Annotated in this window: 13 protein-coding genes and 1 pseudogene; 10 read left to right on the top strand and 4 right to left on the bottom strand. The window is 69.7% G+C overall.

Annotation, left to right across the window (positions count from 1 at the left end):
* Positions 1-63 precede the first annotated feature (63 nt).
* Positions 64-1,026, top strand: coding sequence for an aldose epimerase family protein (locus ACHMW8_RS03185; protein ID WP_395444722.1), 963 nt, complete (start codon positions 64-66; stop codon positions 1,024-1,026).
* Positions 1,027-1,059: 33 nt separating this feature from the next.
* Here ACHMW8_RS03185 and ACHMW8_RS03180 read toward each other — a convergent pair whose 3' ends face one another.
* Together ACHMW8_RS03180 and ACHMW8_RS03175 are read right to left on the bottom strand one after the other, a co-directional pair.
* Complete coding sequence (locus tag ACHMW8_RS03180) at positions 1,060-2,109, bottom strand: arginine N-succinyltransferase (protein WP_395444721.1); 1,050 nt, start codon at positions 2,107-2,109, stop codon at positions 1,060-1,062.
* A gap of 6 nt (positions 2,110-2,115) precedes the next feature.
* A complete protein-coding gene (locus ACHMW8_RS03175; RefSeq protein ID WP_395444720.1) occupies positions 2,116-3,579 on the bottom strand; it encodes a serine hydrolase domain-containing protein in 1,464 nt (487 codons plus the stop codon).
* A 185-nt stretch (positions 3,580-3,764) separates the two neighbouring features.
* Between ACHMW8_RS03175 and ACHMW8_RS03170 the strand changes: the two genes are divergently transcribed.
* The 5 genes and pseudogenes from ACHMW8_RS03170 to ACHMW8_RS03150 all read left to right on the top strand — a co-directional run bounded on the left by ACHMW8_RS03170 (position 3,765) and on the right by ACHMW8_RS03150 (position 8,615).
* Positions 3,765-5,039: a hydrolase gene (locus tag ACHMW8_RS03170; RefSeq protein ID WP_395444719.1), complete on the top strand. Its 1,275-nt coding sequence runs from the start codon at positions 3,765-3,767 to the stop codon at positions 5,037-5,039.
* 10 nt (positions 5,040-5,049) lie between these two features.
* Complete coding sequence (locus tag ACHMW8_RS03165) at positions 5,050-5,280, top strand: PepSY domain-containing protein (protein ID WP_395444718.1); 231 nt, start codon at positions 5,050-5,052, stop codon at positions 5,278-5,280.
* Positions 5,232-5,780 (top strand): annotated as a pseudogene (locus ACHMW8_RS03160) (PepSY-associated TM helix domain-containing protein); the annotation flags it as partial. The gene ACHMW8_RS03165 and the pseudogene ACHMW8_RS03160, both read left to right, overlap by 49 nt.
* 94 nt (positions 5,781-5,874) lie before the next feature.
* Complete coding sequence (locus tag ACHMW8_RS03155) at positions 5,875-7,500, top strand: flavodoxin domain-containing protein (RefSeq protein WP_395444717.1); 1,626 nt, start codon at positions 5,875-5,877, stop codon at positions 7,498-7,500.
* A gap of 65 nt (positions 7,501-7,565) precedes the next feature.
* Positions 7,566-8,615 (top strand): carbohydrate porin, encoded by a 1,050-nt coding sequence (locus ACHMW8_RS03150; protein ID WP_395444716.1) that lies wholly within the window; start codon positions 7,566-7,568, stop codon positions 8,613-8,615.
* Between the two features lie 24 nt (positions 8,616-8,639).
* On the opposite strand, the gene ACHMW8_RS03145 is transcribed toward ACHMW8_RS03150, so the two are convergent.
* Positions 8,640-9,950 carry an MFS transporter gene (locus ACHMW8_RS03145; protein ID WP_395444715.1) on the bottom strand — a complete coding sequence of 437 codons (1,311 nt, stop codon included), beginning with the start codon at positions 9,948-9,950 and terminating at the stop codon, positions 8,640-8,642.
* A gap of 105 nt (positions 9,951-10,055) precedes the next feature.
* Here ACHMW8_RS03145 and ACHMW8_RS03140 point away from each other — a divergent pair, with 105 nt between their 5' ends.
* On the top strand, positions 10,056-11,246 hold the full coding sequence (locus ACHMW8_RS03140) for a lactonase family protein (protein ID WP_395444714.1): 1,191 nt from the start codon (positions 10,056-10,058) through the stop codon (positions 11,244-11,246).
* 3 nt (positions 11,247-11,249) lie between these two features.
* A complete protein-coding gene (acnA, locus tag ACHMW8_RS03135; RefSeq protein WP_395444713.1) occupies positions 11,250-13,850 on the top strand; it encodes an aconitate hydratase AcnA in 2,601 nt (866 codons plus the stop codon).
* A gap of 249 nt (positions 13,851-14,099) precedes the next feature.
* Here the strand turns inward: acnA and ACHMW8_RS03130 are convergent, their stop codons facing one another.
* Complete coding sequence (locus tag ACHMW8_RS03130; protein WP_395444712.1) at positions 14,100-16,400, bottom strand: TonB-dependent siderophore receptor; 2,301 nt, start codon at positions 16,398-16,400, stop codon at positions 14,100-14,102.
* A gap of 230 nt (positions 16,401-16,630) precedes the next feature.
* Between ACHMW8_RS03130 and ACHMW8_RS03125 the strand changes: the two genes are divergently transcribed.
* Together ACHMW8_RS03125 and ACHMW8_RS03120 are read left to right on the top strand one after the other, a co-directional pair.
* On the top strand, positions 16,631-17,641 hold the full coding sequence (locus ACHMW8_RS03125; protein WP_395444711.1) for an alpha/beta fold hydrolase: 1,011 nt from the start codon (positions 16,631-16,633) through the stop codon (positions 17,639-17,641).
* Positions 17,642-17,897: 256 nt separating this feature from the next.
* Complete coding sequence (locus ACHMW8_RS03120; protein ID WP_395444710.1) at positions 17,898-18,800, top strand: helix-turn-helix domain-containing protein; 903 nt, start codon at positions 17,898-17,900, stop codon at positions 18,798-18,800.
* The last annotated feature ends 2 nt before the right edge of the window (positions 18,801-18,802 follow it).

Below are 18,802 nucleotides of genomic sequence, written 5' to 3'. Positions count from 1 at the left end.
GCGCGGCCGTGGTCAAGACCGTGCTGCGCAACGACCTGGGCATGAGCGTCGCGGCCATCGACTATGGCGCCGACCCTGACCGCGATCGAGACGCCCGACCGCCAGGGCAAGTTCGCCAATGTCGTGCTGAATCGACCCGACATCGGCGCGTACGAGACCAACCAGCGGCGTTATGGCGCGGTGATCGGCCGCTATGCGGGCCGCATCACCGATGCGCGCTTCTCCCTGGACGGCCAGACCCGCCAGCTCGAGGCGGGGCGCAACAACATGACCCTGCACGGCGGCTCGCGGGGCTACGACAAGCGGTTGTGGTCCAGCCAGGTTGTCTCGGACAGCCAGTCGGTCGGCGTCCGCTTCAGCCTGCTCAGCCCGGCGGGCGACCAGGGCTTCCCTGGGACGCTGAGGCTGACGGTGACCTACCGTCTGATGCGCAAGTCCAACGCGCTGCGCATCGACTATGTCGCCTGGACCAGCGCGCCGACCGTGGTCAATTTCACCAACCACGCCTTCTTCAACCTGGCCGGAGCCGGGGCGGGGGCGAGCGCCGTGGCGGATCATCGCGTCCAGATCGACGCCGACCGCTACGCGGAGGTCGACGCCCGCAAGGCCCCGACCGGCAAGCTGCCTTCGGTGGCGGGCACGGTTCTGGACTTCCGGTCGCCACGACGGCTGGGCGACGTGCTGCGTCTCGACGATCCGCTGCTGGCCGCGTCGAACGGCTTCGATCACAGCCTCGTCCTGCGCGACGCCATGTCGACCGTTCCGCTTCCGGCCGGCTGGATCGAAGATCCCGCCAGCGGCCGCCGGATGACGGTGCTGACCACCGAGCCCTCCATTCAGTTCAACAGCGGCAACGGGTTCGACGGCAGTGAGACCGGTTCGGAGGGCGTGGCCTATCCCCGGCACGCGGGCCTGGCGTTCGAGACCCAGCACCTGCCGGACAGCCCCAACCAGGCGACGTTCCCCTCGACGGTGCTGCGGCCCGGGACCCCGTTTCGATCGACGACCGTCCTGCGTTTCTCCTGAACCGAGCGGACGGATTTCACCCGAGGGCGCAAGTCACATTCCATCGGCTCGGGCGCGACGTTCGCGGCCCGGCGCGATACGGACCTCAGCGCCACGGTCGACCCGCAAGGCGCGCCGGGCCGTCTCGTCGATGGCGACCTCGCCCGCCGCGGCGCGGGCGCGGGTCTCCACGACACGGAAGTCCTCAAGGCGGGTGTTCGAGACCAGCCAGGGCGAGGTCTCGCCCGCGCCGGTCTCCGCGACCTGGACCGAACGGCTATCCTGCACCGTACGGATCTTGTCGCGCGCGGCATGGACCTGAGGGCCGCCGTCAAAGACATCGACATGGGCCTCGTAGCGGAAGTCCTCGTCCATCAGCATGGCCATGGCCTTGGCGCTGACCGCATGGGCCCGGCCGATGGCCTGGCGCGCATCCTCCGGCAGCAAGGCGGTGTAGATCGGCTGCTTGGGCATCAGGTCGGCGATGAACCCGGCGCCCTCGACCGCGCTGAGACGGTCGGCCTCTTCGAACGGCAAGTCGAAGAATCGCGCGCCGATCGCGTCCCAGAACGGGCTGCGGCCATCCTCGTCCTGCCAGCCGCGCATCTCGGCCATGACCCGGTCGGCGAACAGGTGTGGAAAGGCGGCGATCAGCATGTAGCGGCTGCGGGCCAACAGACGGCCGGCGCTGGTCCCGCGCAGCTCCGGCCGGATCGCCAGGGAGCCGACCTCGGTCGCCCCGGTATAGTCGTTGCTCAGGGTCAGCAACTCGACGTCGACCCGGCGGCCCAGAAGTTCCGAACGCTGCACCAGCTTGGTGAGCTTGTAGGAGAAGAAGCCGTGGCGCTCGCCGATGCGCGGATAGACCGCCGAGATGCCCAGGACGCGGCCGTCGGCAAGATCCTCCAGCACCAGGACGTGCTGGCGGTCGTCGGTCTCCTGGCCGGCGAAGGTGCGCTCAGAGCAGTCGATCTTGTTGGCGAGAACCGCGGCGTCCGGGGGCAGGGTGGTCATGCCAGGGCCCAAGGCCCGGGCCAGGTCCAGCAGCGGATCCAGGTCGGCGGCCCGCGCGGCGCGGACCACCCAGGCGGGCGCGTCGGTCATTGCGGCTTAAGACTCCGGTCGGCGATCCCCGTCAGTTCCGGCCAGGCCAAGGCGCCGGAATTGACGTTCACGGTGCGGGTGAGCGTCAGGCGCTCGCCCTCGAAGCGGCACCAGACGGTGTCTCGAAAGGCGGTGTCGGGGAAGATCCAGGTCAGGCGCGTGGTGGTCTCGTTGACCTGCTCGGCGCCGGCCAGAACGCACACGCCGTGAAGGGCGTAGCCATGGTGCAGGTCGCGGCCGGGCATGTCGGTGACGCCGGCGATCCAGTCCCGGAACCCCGCCGTGATGGCGTGCTCGCCGGCCTCGTCGACGAGGGTGAACACGCAACGGTCCTTCTCGAAGTCCAGCCGCACGGCCCGCACTCCGAGCCGGTTGTCGTCCATCCGGTAGGTGACGCCGCTCACCAGGCGGGGGGTGTTGGCGCGCACGGAGTTCAGCGGCCTGGGCCGCCGCAGGGGTGACAGGGCTGCGTCGAGCGCCGCGTCGCCTTCCGCGGACCCGCCGCGCAGGGCGTCTCGGGATCCAGCGATCGATGAACGGGGCGATCTTTTCGCTGCCGTCGATCGCGCCCAGCACCACCAGGGTCGCCTCGGCCTGCGGGAACACCGTCGCCATCTGCACGAAGAGACCCAGGGCGCTGTAGCTGCCGTCGGGGCGCACCACCCAGTGATAGCCGTAGCCGCCGTCGCCATAAGCCCGCGTGGCGCGCGCCACCCAATCGGCTGGCAGTAATCGACGCCCGTTCCAGACGCCGTTCTGGGCGTGCAAGGCGCCGATCTTCAGCAGGTCGACCGGCTTGAAGGTCAGCCCGTTGCCGCCGGGGTTGATGCCGTCCGAGCCGATGTCCCACTGCTCGCCAGTGATCCCCAGCGGCTCGAACAGTCGCGGCTTGAGATAGTCGTGGAGGGTCAGGCCGGTGGTGCGCGACAGGATCGCCGCCAGCATGTAGCTGGCCGCGCTGGTGTAGACATAGGCGCCGCCGGGCGGGTGCGTGATCGGAATGCCAAAGAACTTGGCGATCCAGCTCTCGCTGCTGCCGCGCCAGAGGGCGCCGGAGGTCTCGGCCGCATGCCCCGTGCGCATGGTCAGCAGGTCTTCCACCGTCATCGCCGCCAGCTTCTCGTCCACGACGGGCGGCAGGTGCTGGGGAAAGAACGACACCACCTTGTCGTTCAAGGCGAAACGGCCTTCCTCCAGAGCCAGGCCGATCGCGCAGGCGGTGACGCTTTTGGCCACCGAGTGCATCACCCGCGGGGTGTCAGTCCGATAGGGCCACCAGGCCGCGTCGACAGCCACATGGCCGTGGCGATGCAGCATCACCGCATGCAGCTCCAGGCCCGCCTCGAGCGCCTCGCGCATGAAGCCGGCGATCCTGGCGCCGTCGACGCCCACGGCCGAAGGGCGCGCCCGGGGCAAGCCGTCGACCGCGACCGCCGCTTCCGTCGCGGAGCTATCGGAAATGAGCGCCATTCACCCCAGCCTGAAAGTCTCGCGACGACGACCGATCGACGCAAAAAAGTACCGTTGGCGAAAGTCGATACGGTTGACCGGAGCGGGCGTCAATGATTTTGTATTTATGTGAGCAAAAAGACGAAACGGCCTTCTGAAGTCGGTGCGCTTGCGTTTCCGGGCCTTGCTATCGGGTGGAGCACAGGGTGACGAACGACAACCACGGGGCGCGCGCGGCCAGGCCCGTTGAAGCGGAAGACCGCTTCATGCTCGACCGCCTGGCGCGGGATGGGGCGGCGCTCGTCGAACGCGCCACGACGTGGTGCGGCGTCAACTCCGGCAGCCGGAACCTCGAGGGCCTGGCGACCCAGGCCGGCCTGTTGGTCGAGGCGCTGGAGGTCTTGCCTGGGGAGGTGACGCGCTCGCCTCTGGACCCCACCCTCGAAGTCGCCGCCGACGGCGCCGAGCGCCGTCAGGCCAATGGCGAGGCGCTGCTTCTGACCGTGCGGTCGCATGCGCCCGTTCAGGTGATCCTGACGGGGCACTACGACACGGTGTTCCCGGCCGACACCGCCTTTAGGCGCGTGGTCGCGCGCGACGACGGGGCCCTGAACGGGCCTGGCATAGCCGACATGAAGGGCGGGATCAGCGTCATGCTGGGCGCCCTGGCCGCCTTCGAGCGTCATTCGCTGGCGCATGCGGTCGGCTACCGCGTCCTGCTGTCGCCCGACGAGGAAACCGGATCGATCGCCTCGGCGCCGCTCCTGGCCAAGATCGGTCGGCTTGGTCACGTGGGCATGACCTACGAGCCGGCCATGGACCATGGCGGGCTGGCCGGAGCCCGCAAGGGCTCGGGCAATTTCCACATCGTGGTCCGCGGCCGCGCCGCTCATGCCGGCCGTGACTTCGACAAGGGGCGCAACGCCGTGGTCGCGGCCATGGCCATCGGCCAGGCGCTGGCCGCGCTGAACGGCCGGCGCGAGGGCGTCACCGTCGATCTGGCCAAGATCGACGGCGGCGGGGCCTTGAACATCGTGCCGGACCTGGCGGTCATACGGTTCAACGCCCGCTTCCCCGACGCCGCCGCTCAGGCCTGGCTGGAGGCGGGGATCGACGAGGCTCTGGAGATCGGGCGGGGCGAGGGGCTGAGCGTCGAGCGCCACGGTGGCGTCACCCGCCCCGCCAAACCGCTCAACCCGGCCCAGGAGAGACTTTTGAACGCGGTGCGCGAGACCGGCGCGATGCTGGGCCAGCCGATCGCCTGGAAGGCGTCGGGCGGCGTGTGCGAAGGCAACAACCTGTTCGCCGCAGGCCTGCCCAACGTCGACACCCTTGGCGTGCGGGGCGGCGACATCCACAGCCCGGCCGAGTTCGCCCGACCCGAGAGCTTCGTCGAGCGCGCGCAACTTTCGGCCCTGCTGCTGGCCCGGCTGGCGCGCGGCGAGATCGACGCCCCGGCGCTGCGCGCCGCCATGACCTAGGCGCTGTCGCATGCTGAAGGAACTGATCCGCCAGATTCATTGGGCGCTAGGCCTCACCCTCGGGCTGGTGCTGACGGTGATGGGCGTCACCGGGACGATCACCGCGTTCGACGACGAGATTCTGAGAGCCCTGGACCGCGGCGTGATCCAGGTCGCGCCCCGGCAGGCGCCCCGCTTTCGCCCGACGCCCTCTTGGCGCGCTTCGCCGCCCAGCGCCCTGGAGCCAAGCCAACCCTGCTGACCCTGCAAGGCGAACCGGGTGGTTCGGCGCGGGTCACCTTCGTCCCCGCCGGCCGCTCCAAGGACTCCACGGCTCCGCCCGAGAAACTGTACCTGGATCCCTATGACGGCCGAGTGCTGGGTCAGGCGCGGGGCGAGGCGTTCTTCGCCCGGATTCTGCTGCTGCATCGGGTGCTGCTGCTGCCGGGCGGGAGTGAGGGGGCCGGGCGGCAGGTCACCGGGGCGGCGGCCCTGGCCCTGCTGTTCTTCGTGATCTCGGGGATCTATCTGCGTTGGCCAAGATCGGCCGCTCGCTGGCGGGCTTGGCTGACCTTCGATCCGCGCCAGCGCGGCCGGGCCCTGTGGCGAGGCCTGCACGTAACGGTCGGGACGTGGGTGGCCTTGGCCTATCTGCTGAGCGCGGTCAGCGGCCTCAGCTTCTCCTACGATTGGTGGCGCGACGGGCTGTCTCGCCTGCTGACCGGCCAGGCTCCGCCCGCCAAAGCCGCCGAGTTGACCAAGGCGGCCCGGAAGACGAGCGGCAAGGACGGAGCGGCGGTCAAGAAACCCGGCCGTCCGTCGCTGGACAGGGCCTGGGCAGGCATGAAGGCGATCAATGGCGGTCGCTTCGACAGCGCCATCGTCACCATTCCCAAGGACGCCAAGGCGACGGTGCGCATCCGCTACCTCGACCTCGGCGCGCCGCACGACCGCGCCTTCAACGAGCTTCAGCTCGACCCCCACGACCGGGGCGGCGCGCAAGGTCACGCGGTTCGACGATCTGCCCCTGGGCCGCAAGCTGATGCAGGCCATGGTCGCGGTCCACCGGGGCGCGTTCTTCGGCCTGCCGGGACGGATCCTGGTCATGACCGGGGCGGCCCTGCTGCCGGGCTTCTTCATCACCGGCTGGCTGCTCTATCTCGACCGTCGTCGCGGAGGGCGCGCCGCGCGGGTCCTGGCCAAGGCCGCCAAGCGCCCGGCGCGGCCGGCCGGCGGCGAGGAGATCCTGGTGGCCTTCGCCAGCCAGACCGGCACGGCCGAGCAACTGGCCTGGCGAACGGCCGCGGCCCTGGTCGAAGGCGGCCGCGTGGCGCGCGTGACGTCCCTGGCCAGTCTCGACGCCGACGCTCTGGCGCGCGCCGACCTCCTGCTGGTGGTGGCCGCGACCTATGGCGAGGGCGAACCGCCGGACGCGGCGCGCGCCTTCGCCCGCAAGCTCATGGATCGGCCGCTCGACCTGCCGCGGCTGCGTTACGCGGTCCTGGCCCTGGGCGACAGCGCCCATGCCGACTTCTGCGCGTTCGGGCGACGGCTGGACGCATGGCTGAGGGCCAGCGGCTCGCGAGCCGTTTGCGATCTCACCGTGGTCGACGGCGGGGAGCGCGACGCTCTTGCCCTGGCCCGCTGGCGCGAGGTGCTGACGGCCCTGGGCGCGGCGGCGCCCGCCGAGACCTGGAGCGCCGACCACCACGAGCCTTGGGTCCTGACCGCGCGGGAGCACCTCAACCCAGGTTCGCCCGGCGGCGAGACCTGGCGCGTGGTCCTGACCCCGCCCGATCCGGCGCGTCTGGTCTGGACGGCCGGTGACATCGCCGAGGTCGTCGCCAGAGCTCCGGACGGGGACGACCGAAGCCCCGCGCCCCGCGACTATTCGATCGCCAGCCTGCCGTCCGAAGGCCACGTGGAGCTTCTCGTGCGGCAGTCGGTGTTGCCCGACGGGCGGCTGGGCTTGGCCTCGGGCTGGCTGACCCGGCACGCGCCTCTGGGCTCCAGCGTGCCGATGCGCCTGCGGGCCAACACCAACTTCCATCCGCCGCGTCAAGCCCGGCCGATGATCCTGATCGGGGCCGGCACGGGCCTGGCGGGCCTGCGCGGTCATCTGGCCCATCGGGCCGAGCGCAGCCTGACCCCGACTTGGCTGATATTTGGCGAACGCTCGCCCCGCGCCGACCGCTACTACGCCGACGCGTTGGAGGCCTGGCTGGCGTCAGGCGTCCTGCGGCGTCTGGACCGGGTGTTCTCGCGCGAGGACCAGCGTCGGGAGGGACCTCGCTACGTTCAGGACATCCTGACTCGGAACCCCCACGTGGTGCGCCAGTGGGTCGATGACGACGCGGCGATCTTCGTCTGCGGAGGCCTTGCGATGGCCGCCGCCGTGGACCGCGTTCTGGCGAGCATTCTCGGGCGGGAGCGTCTCGATGACCTCGCCGCCGCCGGGCGTTATCGGAGGGATATCTATTGAGCCGTCATCCTGCGCGAAGCCGGAAGGCCAAGCCCTCCCGGCGCACGGTCTTTGGATTGGCCGCGGTGTCTGCGGCCCTGCCCGTCGCCGAAGCCGCCTGGGCGCGGGAGGGCGAGGTCTGGAAGAGTCAGGCGGCCTATACGGCGGATCTTGTCGTCACGCCCAACGGATCGGGGCGGGCCTGGGCCCTGGACAATCTGGACCTGACCGGCGACCTCGATCTCGACGCTCTGGCGGGCCTTCGCGACGCCGTCTTCCACGCGGGACTCCTGATCAACACCGGCGGCCAGCCCGACGCCGCGCTCGGGACGCTGGAAGGGCTCGACAATATCGAGGTGACGCGTCCGCGCACCCGTCTGTTCGAGGCTTGGCTGCAACAGGATTTCGGCGCCGGGCGAGGATCGGTGCGCGCCGGGCTCTACGACCTCAACAGCGAATTCTACGCCACGGCGGGCTCCGACCAACTGATCCATCCCGCGTTCGGGATCGGCACGGAGTTGTCAGCGACCGGATCGGCGGGACCGTCGATCTTCCCCTCGACGGCGCTGGCGGTGCGGCTTCGCTGGGAGGACGAGCGCAAGCGCTATGTCCAGGCGGCCATCATCGACGCCAAGGCCGGAACGCTGGGCGATCCCGGCGGCGTCGATCTTGGGTTCGCCCAAGGGGCGTTGGGCGTCGTCCAGGTCGGCGGGGGCGACCGCAGCCGCTGGGCGGTGGGGGCCTGGCGCTACGGCTTTGAGCGTGACGACACCGGAACGCCGCGCGCGCGCGGGATCTACGGCCTGTTCGAGCGTGACCTGACCTCGGACCATGGCCGGGGGATCACTCTGTTCGTCCGCGGCGGCGCGAGCGCCGGGCGCGCACCGATCGCCGTGTCCCTGCAGGCCGGAGCGACCAGAGGCGGCGTCTGGGCCAGCCGCCCGGACAGCCGTCTGTCGGTCGGCTTTCACTACGCCAAGGCCCGCGGCGATGGGAGCGAAGTCGGCTTCGAGGCGGCCTATGCCGACAAGATCGCGCCGCGGACGACCCTGCAGCCCGGCCTGCAACTTGTCGCCGCGCCGGGCGGGCGGTCCATCGCCATCGCCTCTCTCCGGCTCATCGTTGAAGCCTGGTGAGACGGGAGATCGGAGGCGCAAGGATCAGGTTCGCCTTTCGGCGGCGGTGGTGTTCAGCCGCGCCGCGGCGGTCATGGCGAAGGCGACCAACGTCAGGACGGCCAGGAACAGCAGGCCCTTGGCCGGGTCGCCGGTGCGCGTCTTGACCCAGCCCAGCGCGTAGGGGCCCGCGAAGCCGCCCAGATTGCCGATCGAGTTGATCACCGCCACTGAGACCGCCGCCGACGATCGCGTCAGGAAAAGCCCGGGCAGCGACCAGAACGGCGACTTGAACGCGTAAAGGCCGGTCAGGGCCAAGGTCAGCAACACCATCGACAGGACGATGTCGCGGGTCAGGACCGTGGCGGCCAGGGCCAGGCCCGCCACCAGCAGGGGCAGGGCCGAATGCCAGCGGCGCTCGCCGGTGCGGTCCGAGTTCTTGGACCAAAGCACCATGGCCACCGTGGCCACCGCATAGGGCGCGGCCGAGACCAGGCCGATCTGGAAGGCGGTGAGGCTCTTGGACAGGTGCTTGACGATCTGCGGCGTCCAGTAGCCGATGCCCAGATTGCCGCACTGGTAGATGAAATAGATCGCCGACAGATAGAGAACGCCCGGGGCCAGCATGGCCTTGACCGTCCCCAGATGCCGGACGCCGCCGCGACGGGCGTGATCGGCCTCGATCCGCGTCTCCAGCCAGTTGCGCTCCTCGGGCGTCAGCCACTTGGCGTCCTTGGGCCGGTCGGTCAGCAGCCAGTAGGCGCCGACGCCCCCGATCACCGCCGGGACGCCCTCCAGGAAGATCATCCACCGCCAGCCCCCGAAGCCCATGACGTCGTTCATCCGTTCCATGATCAGGGTGCTGAGCGGCGCGCCCAGGAGGTAGGAGGCGGGGATGGCGGCCAGGAAGAAGGCCACGGTCGCGGCCTGTTCCTTGGCGCGCACCCAATAGGTCAGATAGACGATGATGCCGGGAAAGAACCCCGCCTCGGCCACCCCCAGCAGGAAGCGCAGGACGTAGAGCTGGGCGGCGTTCTGGACGAAGGCGGTCAGGATCGACACCGCGCCCCAGGTCAGCAGGATCCGCGCGATCCAGATCCGCGGGCCAAAGCGGTTCAGGGCGATGTTGCTGGGCACCTCGAACAGGAAATAGCCGAGGAAGAACACGCCCGCGGCGAAGCCGAACGCTTCGCTGGTCAGGGCCAGGTCATGGTTCATCTGCAGGGCCGCGTAGCCGATGTTGGCCCGATCCAGGTACGAGATCATGTAGAGCCCGAAGCAGGCGGGGATCAGCCGCCAGAACACCTTGCACGTCGTGCGGGTCTCCAGCGCCCGCGCCGCCTCGTCATCCTGCATCGCTCGTCTCCCGGCGCCTGATCGTCACGGGGCCTCGTCGCCCTCTTTCCACGGCAGGATTGAACTATTATAGATAGAAATACAATAACGATCCGGAGCCAGGCCGTGCCGCCATCGACTCACGCCGAAGTCTCGGCCGCGCCCAGCCGGCGCGGGGTGCTGGCGGGCCTGGGGGCGGGCGTGCTGACGGGATCGGGCGCCGCGGCGCGCGAAGGAAGGACCAAGGGGATGACGAGCTATCTGGCCTATGTCGGGGCGCGCACCTCACGCGAGCGCAACGCCCGGGGCGACGGGATCAACGTGTTCCGGGTCGACGCGGCGAGCGGCGCCTGGAGCCACCTGCAGCTGGTCGGCGATCTGGTGAACCCCTCGTTCCTGGCGTTCGACCGCACGGGATCGAACCTCTATGCGGTGCATGGCGACCAGACCGAGGTCAGCGCCTTCCGGATTGGCGCCGACGGCCTGCTGACGGCGATCAATCGCCGGTCCACCGGCGGCAAGAACCCGGTGCACCTGGCGTTCGACGCGACCAATCGCTGGCTGGTCGTCGCCAACCACATCACCTCCAGCCTGGCGGTCCTGCCGCGCGGCGAGGACGGGTCCCTGGGCGAGCGGGTCGACCTTGTCACCCTGTCGGGGCCGATCGGTCCGCATCGCGTGGAACAGCCCTTCGCCAAGCCGCACCAGGTGGTCTTCGATCCTTCCAACCGGTTCCTGGCCGTGCCGGACAAGGGATTGGACCGCACCTTCGTGTTCCGGCTCGATCCGGCCACCGGCAAGCTGACGGCGATCGACTCGCCGGCTCTGGGCCGCGACGGCTCGGGTCCGCGCCACATCGGTTTCCATCCGGGCGGGACGCTCGCCTATGTGATCAACGAACTGGATTCGACCGTCACGGCCATGCGCTTCGACTCCGCCAGCGGTGCGTTAACGCCGTTCCAGATCGTCTCGAGCCTTCCCGATTCCTTTGTCGGCAATAGTCGGGGCGCGGAGATCGAGGTCTCGGCCGATGGTCGGTTCGTCTACGCCTCCAACCGCGGACACGACAGCCTGGCCGTCTTCGCCGTCGACCCGGCCAACGGTCGCCTGACCCCGGTCGAATGGCGGGCCAGCGGCGGCAAGACCCCGCGCTTCTTCGCGATCTCGCCGGACGGCCGTTTTGTGTTCGCGGCCAACGAGGAGAGCGACACCATCGCGCCGTTCGCCGTCGGACGGGAGACCGGGCGGCTGTCGCCGGCCGGTGAGCGGATCAAGGTCGGCAGCCCGGTCTGCATCGTCTTCCGCGCTCGGGCCTGACCCATGCGTATCGCCAAGATCGAGGGCGCGTTCGGCGTCCTGGCCTGCGTGGACTTGCCGGCCGAAGCGGGCGGGGCGCTGCACCGCCTGCCGATCACCCACCGGATCCTGCTGGAGAATCTCCTGCGTCAGGGCGGCGAGGCGGCGCGGGCCGGGCGCGCCGATCTCCTCGCCTGGCTGGAGCGTGGCCGCAGCGAGGCGGCGATCACCTTCTCGCCGTCGCGCATCCTGATGCACGACACCACCTGCGGTCCCGCCCTGGTGGATATCGCCACCATGCGCGACGTGCTGGCGGCGGCGGGCGGCGACCCGACCCGGCTCAATCCCGACAGGCCCGTGGCGACCTCGACCGACCATTCCCTGGCCGTGGACTTCGCGGGCGTCGGCGACGCGGCGGCCCGCAACATGGCGCGTGAGCTCGAGCGCAATGGCGAGCGCTACCGGTTCATGAAATGGGCGTCGGGAGCGGTGGACGGCTTTCGGGTGTTCCCGCCCGGCAGCGGCATCATGCACACCATCAACATGGAGCGCCTGGCGACGGTGGTCGCCCGCGAGACGCGCGACGACGTCCCATGGGCGGTCCCCGACACCCTGGTGGGCACCGACAGCCACACGCCGATGATCAACGCGCTGGGCGTGCTGGGCTGGGGCGTGGGCGGGCTGGAGGCCGAGGGCGCGATGTTCCGCGTGCCGGTCTCTCTGCGTATTCCCGAGGTCGTCGGCGTTCGTCTGACCGGCGCGCTGGGGCCGGGCGCGACGGCGACCGACCTGGCCCTGGTGGTCACCGAGCGGCTGCGCAAACTGGGCGTGGCCGGGGAGTTCGTCGAGTTCTTCGGTCCTGGCGTGGGCAGTCTGAGCGTCGGTCAGCGGTCGGTGGCGGCCAATATGGCGCCCGAATACGGCGCCTCGACCGGCTTCTTCCCGATCGACGCGCGCACGCTCGACTACCTGCGGATCACCGGCCGGGACGCGCCTCAGATCGAGCTCGTCGAGGCCTACGCCCGCCGCCTTGGCCTTTGGCGGACGCCGGAGCTGGAGCCGCGCTACACCGAGACGATCGAGATCGACCTGTCGGTCCTGACGCCCAGCGTCGCGGGACCGCGCCGGCCGCAGGACCGGTTGGAATTGGCGGCCGTGCCCGCCGCCCTGGCGCCGGCCCTGGCAGGCGTCGCTCCGGCCGGTCCCGGCGGGCCTCCGGCCGACGCGGTGGCGATCGCCGCCATCGCCTCCTGCACCAACACCACCGACCTTGGCCTGCTAGTGGCGGCGGGTCTGGTGGCGCGCAAGGCCAGAACCCTGGGCTTGGCGCCGCCGGCCTGGGTGCGCGCCTCCCTGACGCCCGGGTCGCCCGCCACCCGTCGCCGGCTGGAGCGCGTCGGTCTGCTTGAAGATCTCGAAGCCCTGGGCTTCTCCATCGCCGGCTACGGCTGCGCGACCTGCATCGGCAACTCCGGCCCCCTGCCAGCCGTGATCGAGCAGGCGATGGCCAAGCGGGGTCTCAAGCCCATCGCCGTGCTGTCGGGCAATCGCAACTTCCCCGGCCGGGTCCACGCCCAGGTCGACAACGCGCTCCTGGCCTCGCCCGCCCTAGTGGTCGCCTACGCCCTGGCCGGGCGAGCGGCCCTGGACATCGCCAGCGACCCGATCGGCCACGGCCCGGGCGGCGAGGTCGTGCGTCTGGCCGATCTCTGGCCCGCGGCGGACGAGGTCGAGGCGTTCGTCCGTCTCGCCGCTGATCCGGGGGATGTCGCCGAGGCCTATGATGCGGCGGAGGCCTCCCCCGCCTGGGCCGCTCTGTCGGCGCCGGAGGCGGCGCGGTTCCCCTGGGACCCTTCGTCGACCTATCTGCGGCCACCGCCGTTCGTACGCCAGGAGAGCGGCGTGATCGCGCCGGGATCGATGCGGGCGCGGATCCTGTTGGCGCTGGGCGACGACGTCACCACCGACCACATCTCGCCGGCCGGGGCGATCCCCGCCGCCAGCGAAGCCGGGCGCTGGCTGGTCGCTCACGGCGCCGACCCAGCCGATCTCAATGTCTACGCCTCGCGCCGCGGCAACTGGGAGGTGATGGTCCGGGGGCTCTTCACCAACCGGACGCTGAAGAACCTCCTGGGCGAAGGTCTCGCGCCCGGCTGGACCTTCGATCCCGACGGCCAGCCGGCCCCGGCCTGGACGGCCGCGCAACGCTACGGGGCGCTCGGCGCGCCGCTGGTGATCGTGGCCGGAGAGCGCTACGGGACCGGCTCGTCGCGCGACTGGGCGGCCAAGGGCGTTCAGCTCCTGGGCGTGCGGGCGGTGCTGGCCAGAAGCTTCGAGCGCATCCACCGCTCCAACCTGGTTGGCATGGGCGTGGCCCCGTTGCGAATGCCTGAGGGCTGGCGCCCGGAGACCCTGGGCCTGACGGCGACCGATCACATCGAGATCGATTGGGACCTCGACGCACTGGCCCCCCGCGCGTCGATCGCCATCCGGATCCTGCGGGCCGATGGGACGGTGCTGGAGGGGCAGGCCACGGCCCTGGTCGAGACCCAGGCCGAGATCGCGCTGTTGCGGGCGGGAGGCATGATTCCGAGCATCCTGCGCCGGGCGCTGGACAGGCTCTAGGCGGCGCCGACGTGACGGCAAGTCTGGTCTGATTTCGGCGGCCCGGGTCGTCGAGGCGTCGGTGGAGCAAGTGCTGAGCGATCCAGCCGCCCGAACCCGTGACATCGGCGGGCCCTCGGGCACGGCGGCCTTCGCCTGGTCCGTGCGCGAGGCCATCGGCTCGCGCGCCATGGACGCGCGAGCCATGCAAAAGGAATGGGCCGGCCTCGCGATGAGGCCGGCCCAAGATCGACGGTTCCCGGGGGAGGATCAGAACTCGGTCGAGATCGCGAACTTCACCGTCGACGGCGCGCCTTGCGCGGCGAAGAGGCCGCCGGTGGAGGCGAAGTACTTCTTGTCGCCGATGTTCTGTCCGTAGACGCGGAAGGTCGTCGGCCGCCCGGCGATCTCGGTGCGATAGGACGCGCCCAGGTCGAACAGGGTGTAGGCGGGGATGAAGTTCTGATTGAGCGGATTGATGGCCTGGTCGCCGGTGTGGAAGACGCCGCCATTGATCGCCAGGCCCTCGACCAGGGCTGTGAGCCGGTACTCGCCCGACACCGACCAGGAAACCTTCGGCGAGCCCTCGACGCGCTTGCCGACGATGGTCGGCGAGATCAACTGGCTGCCGCTGGCCGCGTCGATGCGCGGCGTTCCGTTGGCGTTGAACAGCAGGACCGTAGGGGAGCCCGACGTGTACTTGGCGTCCAGGAACAGCGCGCTGGCGTAGATCGTGAAGTCGCGGCTGACCTTGCCCGTCAGGCTCGTTTCCAAGCCCTTGTAGGTCTGGCGGCCGTCCTTGACGTAGGTGTTGGCGCCATTGACGACGGCGGAGTCGCGCTTGATGTCGAAATAGGCCGCTTGCAGCAGCAGGGTGGGGAAGATTTCCCACTTCACGCCGCCCTCATACTGGGTCGATTGCGACGGACCCAGTTGCTCGTTGGAGTTGGTCGCCGTCAGCGGCGCGGCCGGCGTCGATTCCAGCCCCTCGATATAGGTCGCATAGAGGCTGACATTGGACTTGGGTTTGATCACCACCCCGCCCGACAGCGAGGTCGGCTTGGCCTGGAAGGTCTTCACGCCCGTGTCGAGGCGCTTTTCCTCGTAGTCGGACTTGCGCACCCCGACCAGCACCTGAAGCCATTCGTTGTACTTGATGCGGTCAAAGACGTAGTAGCCGACATCCTTGATGCCGCTGGGGTTATTGAGCGCGTTCAGCGGCTCGCCCAGCTGCGGGATGGCGTGCGGGTCGGTGATGCTCTGCCGGCACAGGGCGCGGGTCTGGCCCGCCGCGGCGGTCGAGGCCAGGGTCGCGCCGATCAGGGCCCCGGTCGTGCTGTTGTAGAGGCAGGCCTGGGCGCTGCTGGCCGACGAGCGGTTCTCGCGGATGTTGTCGGAGGCGCCCAGCAGGATCTCATGCTTCAGCGGGCCGGTGGAGAAGGCGCCGGTGATCTCGACGCGGTAGTTCTCGTTGCGGTACTTGGCGACCGGCTGGTAGCTGACCGACAGCGGGAACTCGCCCACCGCGCCCGTCAGGGGATTGGTGTTGGGATCGTTCGGGTCGATCGTGTTGAAGTGGCGTTCGCGCTGCAGGCGCGACAGGCCGGCGCTGGCGACGAGCTCCCAGTTGGGCAGGAAGCGCCAGATCGACTTGGCCAGCAGGTTGCTTTCCTTGGTCTTGTTGCGCGCCCAGTCCGGTCCGAAATTGGTCGAAGGATCGATCAGGTTCGGCAGCTTGATGGTCGGATAGGGGTTGGCGACCGTGGTGGCCGGGACCTTCAGGAAGCGGTAGATGCCCGGTTCGTTGACATCCTTGAAGATGCGCTCGCCGTCGAACTGCAGGGTCAGGGTGTCGGTCGGCTTCAGGTCAAAAGCGCCCGACAAGAGGTTGCGCTTGCCGTCGGTGTTGTCGATGCCGGAGTCGGGTCGATCGTAGACGGCGTTGATCCGATAGCCGAGGATGCCGCGCGTGCCGCCGACATCGACATGGCCGCCGACCGCGCCGTGCGAATTGCCGAACACCGACATGTTCAGCAGCGGGTCGGGCGTGGCCCGCTTCATGGTCAGGTTGATGATGCCCGAAGGGCTGGTGAAGCCGTAGTACAGCGCCGAGGCGCCCTTCAGGGCTTCGACGCGCTCCTTGTCCTCGAGCGGCAGGTCGATGAGGTTGATGATCGGCAGCGTGCCGTCGAGGCGATAGTTGCCGCGGTTCTCGACCGGAATGCCGCGGATGGCCAGGTTGCTGTAGACCGTCGGCGAGGTCTGGGAGGCGGTGACCCCGGGCGTGTTGCGCAGGGCGTCCTGAATGCTGCGCGACTGCTGCACGTCGAGCATTTCACGCGGGATGACGCTGATGGTCAGGGGGGTGTCCAGCTGCTTGGCGCCGCGGAAGCTGCCGACCTGGACGGCCTTGGTGCCGGTGGTGTCAGCGGTGACCACGATCTCCTCGAGGGCGGAGACTTCGCCCGGCGCCGTCGTCGACTGGGCGTTGGCCAGCACTGGAAGGGCCAGGGTCGCCGCCAGGGCGGTGGTCCCCAGCCAGGCGCGGCGTGTAAGCGTATGGCAAGTCATCTCGTTACCCCCTTCTTGACGAATTTAACCCACCCCCGCCGGCTTCCGGACATCAGGTGTGCTGTTTGTACTTTTGGTGACGATAATTACGTATTGTATTTTGTAAACCAGAAATCCAGTTTGCGGCCATCACGTCCCGACTGGCGCCTTTTTCGAAGGCGCCGTTGGCGGTCGAGAGGCAACCGATCCCCGGGCAAGTTAAGGGCCGGCGGACAAGCTCGGAGAAGATGATGCGCAGAGTCGACTGGACCGCCTGCATCGCGATCGTTCTTGTCTCGATGGCCTCGGCGGCGTTCGCGGAGTCTAGGGTCTCCGAACCGAAGATCGTCGCCGAGACGGTTCGCGACGACGTCTTTCCCAAGCTCCAGGCCCACTATCCCAACGGCGTCGTCGCGCGAGGCGGTGTCGAATTCGCCAACCTGACGGGCTTTCGGCCATTGCAGCTCGACCTCTATACGCCGCGCCCGATCAAGGGCGGCGCGCCGCTGGTCGTCTGGGTCCATGGCGGCGGCTGGAACCGGGGCGACTCTCGCACCGCCGGCGGCTTCGCCGACTTTCCGGCGGTGCTGGCGTCGGTGGCCGCGCGTGGCTTCGGGGTGGCTTCGGTCAACTACCGCCTCAGCGGCGAGGCGCGGATCGCCGACCAGGTGCGGGATATCAAGAGCGCGGTGCGCTTCCTGCGCGCTCATGCGGCCGACTACGGCCTCGATCCGGCCCGGGTCTATCTGGTGGGCGGCTCGGCGGGGGGCCAGCTTGCGGCCCTGGCGGCGACGACCTGCGGCGTGCCGCTCTTCGATCCGCCCGCCTCGACCGGGCGCCTGCCAGGCTCCCAGGCCAGGACCGCCAAGCCCTTGCCCGTCTCCGACTGCGTCCAGGGCGCGGTGGCCTGGTTCGGCCCGTTCGACATGAGCCGGCCAGGCTCTCTCAAGGTCGAGCAGGTGCTCGGATGCGCCGGGGCCGACTGCTCGGCCGCCGCCGCGGCGGCCAGTCCTGCGACCTATCTCGACGGAGACGACCCGCCGATGCTGCTGCTGCACGGCGCCGCCGACGATCAGGTCAGTCCCGAGCAGACCCTGGTCTTCGCCGACAGGCTCCGCGCGGCGGGCGTGCCGGCGGACACGGCGATCCTGCCAGGCGTCGGCCACGGTTGGATCGGGCCCGACCTTGCCTCGACCCGCGCCGCCAGCCTCGACGCCCTCAGGCGCACGCTGGATTTTCTTCAGGCACAGGCGCGACGTTAGCGCGTTCCGCGCGCCAAACCTCTTCGCGGGGCGACCGCGAGGTTGGCCAAGTGACCGTCCCCCGCTCCAGGAGAGCCAAGGCGGCCAAGCCGCCGAGGACGTGTAACGAACCATGGTCTGTGATCCAGCGGAAGGGATCGTCGTGGCGACGAGCGCCCCGGTCAAACCCCTGACCAGATAATTCAGCTGGACGTGTAACGCGGGGGGCCGCTCGCGCGAAACCGAGAGGTAGCTGGATCCATCGAGAGAACGCGCAATGACGATTCCGGCGACTCGCGCCTTGAAGGGCCTGGCGAGTCCGGACGACTGGGCCCGTGGCCTGGCTCGCGCGCCGCTGGTCGACGTCGCCGTGGGGCGTTCGAGGCAGACGCGCCTGCGCCGCTGGCAAGGCACGGATCCCGATGTCGACCAGCCCGCGCTCGACGCGCACTATGTCGTTGTCCACCTGGGCGGCGCCAAGCGAATCCGGCGGACCGGGGAGGGCGCGAGCCTGGTTTCGGACGTGGCTTCCGGCGCGATCACCATCGTGCCGGAAGGCGCGGCCTACGCGTGGAGCACCCAAGGCCCCATCGACTACGCCCATTTCTACGTTTCGCCCGCGACCTTCGAACACGCCGCCGAGACGACCTTCGACCGGGATGGCCGCGGCGTGGCGCCGATCGACCGGATCGGAGGGGAGGATCCGGTGTTGCTCGGCCTGTTCCAGGCGATGCTCGACGAAGCGGCCTCGCCGTTGGGCGAAGCGCTCTATATCGACACCTTGGGTGAGGCTTTCATCGGCAGACTGCTTCGCGACCATTCCAACCTCCCGCCCTCGGGGCGGCGGGCGCCCTACGCCCTGGCGCCGCGGCGACTGGCGGAGGTGATCGGCTTTATCGAGGCCAACCTGGCCCAGGCGCTCACTCTCGATGATCTGGCGGCCGTCGCCAAGCTCAGCCGGTATCACTTCAGCCGCGCTTTCGCGCGGGCGACGGGTCTGGCGCCGCACGCCTTCGTGGTCGACCGCCGGCTCGACGCCGCCAAGGCGCTGCTGCGCGCCACTAGTCTGCCGATCGAGGACGTCGCCAGACGATGCGGCTTTCGCGGCGCCTCGCACTTCGCGGCGCGCTTTCGCCGGGCGACGGGGGCCAGTCCTTCGGACTATCGCCGCGACCGGTGAGG

Source organism: Caulobacter sp. UC70_42, from assembly GCF_044056025.1.
In the GTDB taxonomy this organism is placed as follows: domain Bacteria; phylum Pseudomonadota; class Alphaproteobacteria; order Caulobacterales; family Caulobacteraceae; genus Caulobacter.
This window is presented reverse-complemented; position numbering and strand designations above follow the sequence as displayed.

Excerpts from the sequence above, each read along its gene's own strand:
- ACHMW8_RS03185 (WP_395444722.1), top strand. The coding sequence starts at position 64 with ATGGCGCCGACCCTGACCGCGATCGAGACGCCCGACCGCCAGGGCAAG.
- ACHMW8_RS03180 (WP_395444721.1), bottom strand. The coding sequence starts at position 2,109 with ATGACCGACGCGCCCGCCTGGGTGGTCCGCGCCGCGCGGGCCGCCGAC.
- ACHMW8_RS03175 (WP_395444720.1), bottom strand. The coding sequence starts at position 3,579 with ATGGCGCTCATTTCCGATAGCTCCGCGACGGAAGCGGCGGTCGCGGTC.
- ACHMW8_RS03165 (WP_395444718.1), top strand. The coding sequence starts at position 5,050 with ATGCTGAAGGAACTGATCCGCCAGATTCATTGGGCGCTAGGCCTCACC.
- ACHMW8_RS03155 (WP_395444717.1), top strand. The coding sequence starts at position 5,875 with ATGGCGGTCGCTTCGACAGCGCCATCGTCACCATTCCCAAGGACGCCA.
- ACHMW8_RS03145 (WP_395444715.1), bottom strand. The coding sequence starts at position 9,950 with ATGCAGGATGACGAGGCGGCGCGGGCGCTGGAGACCCGCACGACGTGC.
- acnA (WP_395444713.1), top strand. The coding sequence starts at position 11,250 with ATGCGTATCGCCAAGATCGAGGGCGCGTTCGGCGTCCTGGCCTGCGTG.
- ACHMW8_RS03130 (WP_395444712.1), bottom strand. The coding sequence starts at position 16,400 with ATGACTTGCCATACGCTTACACGCCGCGCCTGGCTGGGGACCACCGCC.
- ACHMW8_RS03125 (WP_395444711.1), top strand. The coding sequence starts at position 16,631 with ATGCGCAGAGTCGACTGGACCGCCTGCATCGCGATCGTTCTTGTCTCG.
- ACHMW8_RS03120 (WP_395444710.1), top strand. The coding sequence starts at position 17,898 with ATGACGATTCCGGCGACTCGCGCCTTGAAGGGCCTGGCGAGTCCGGAC.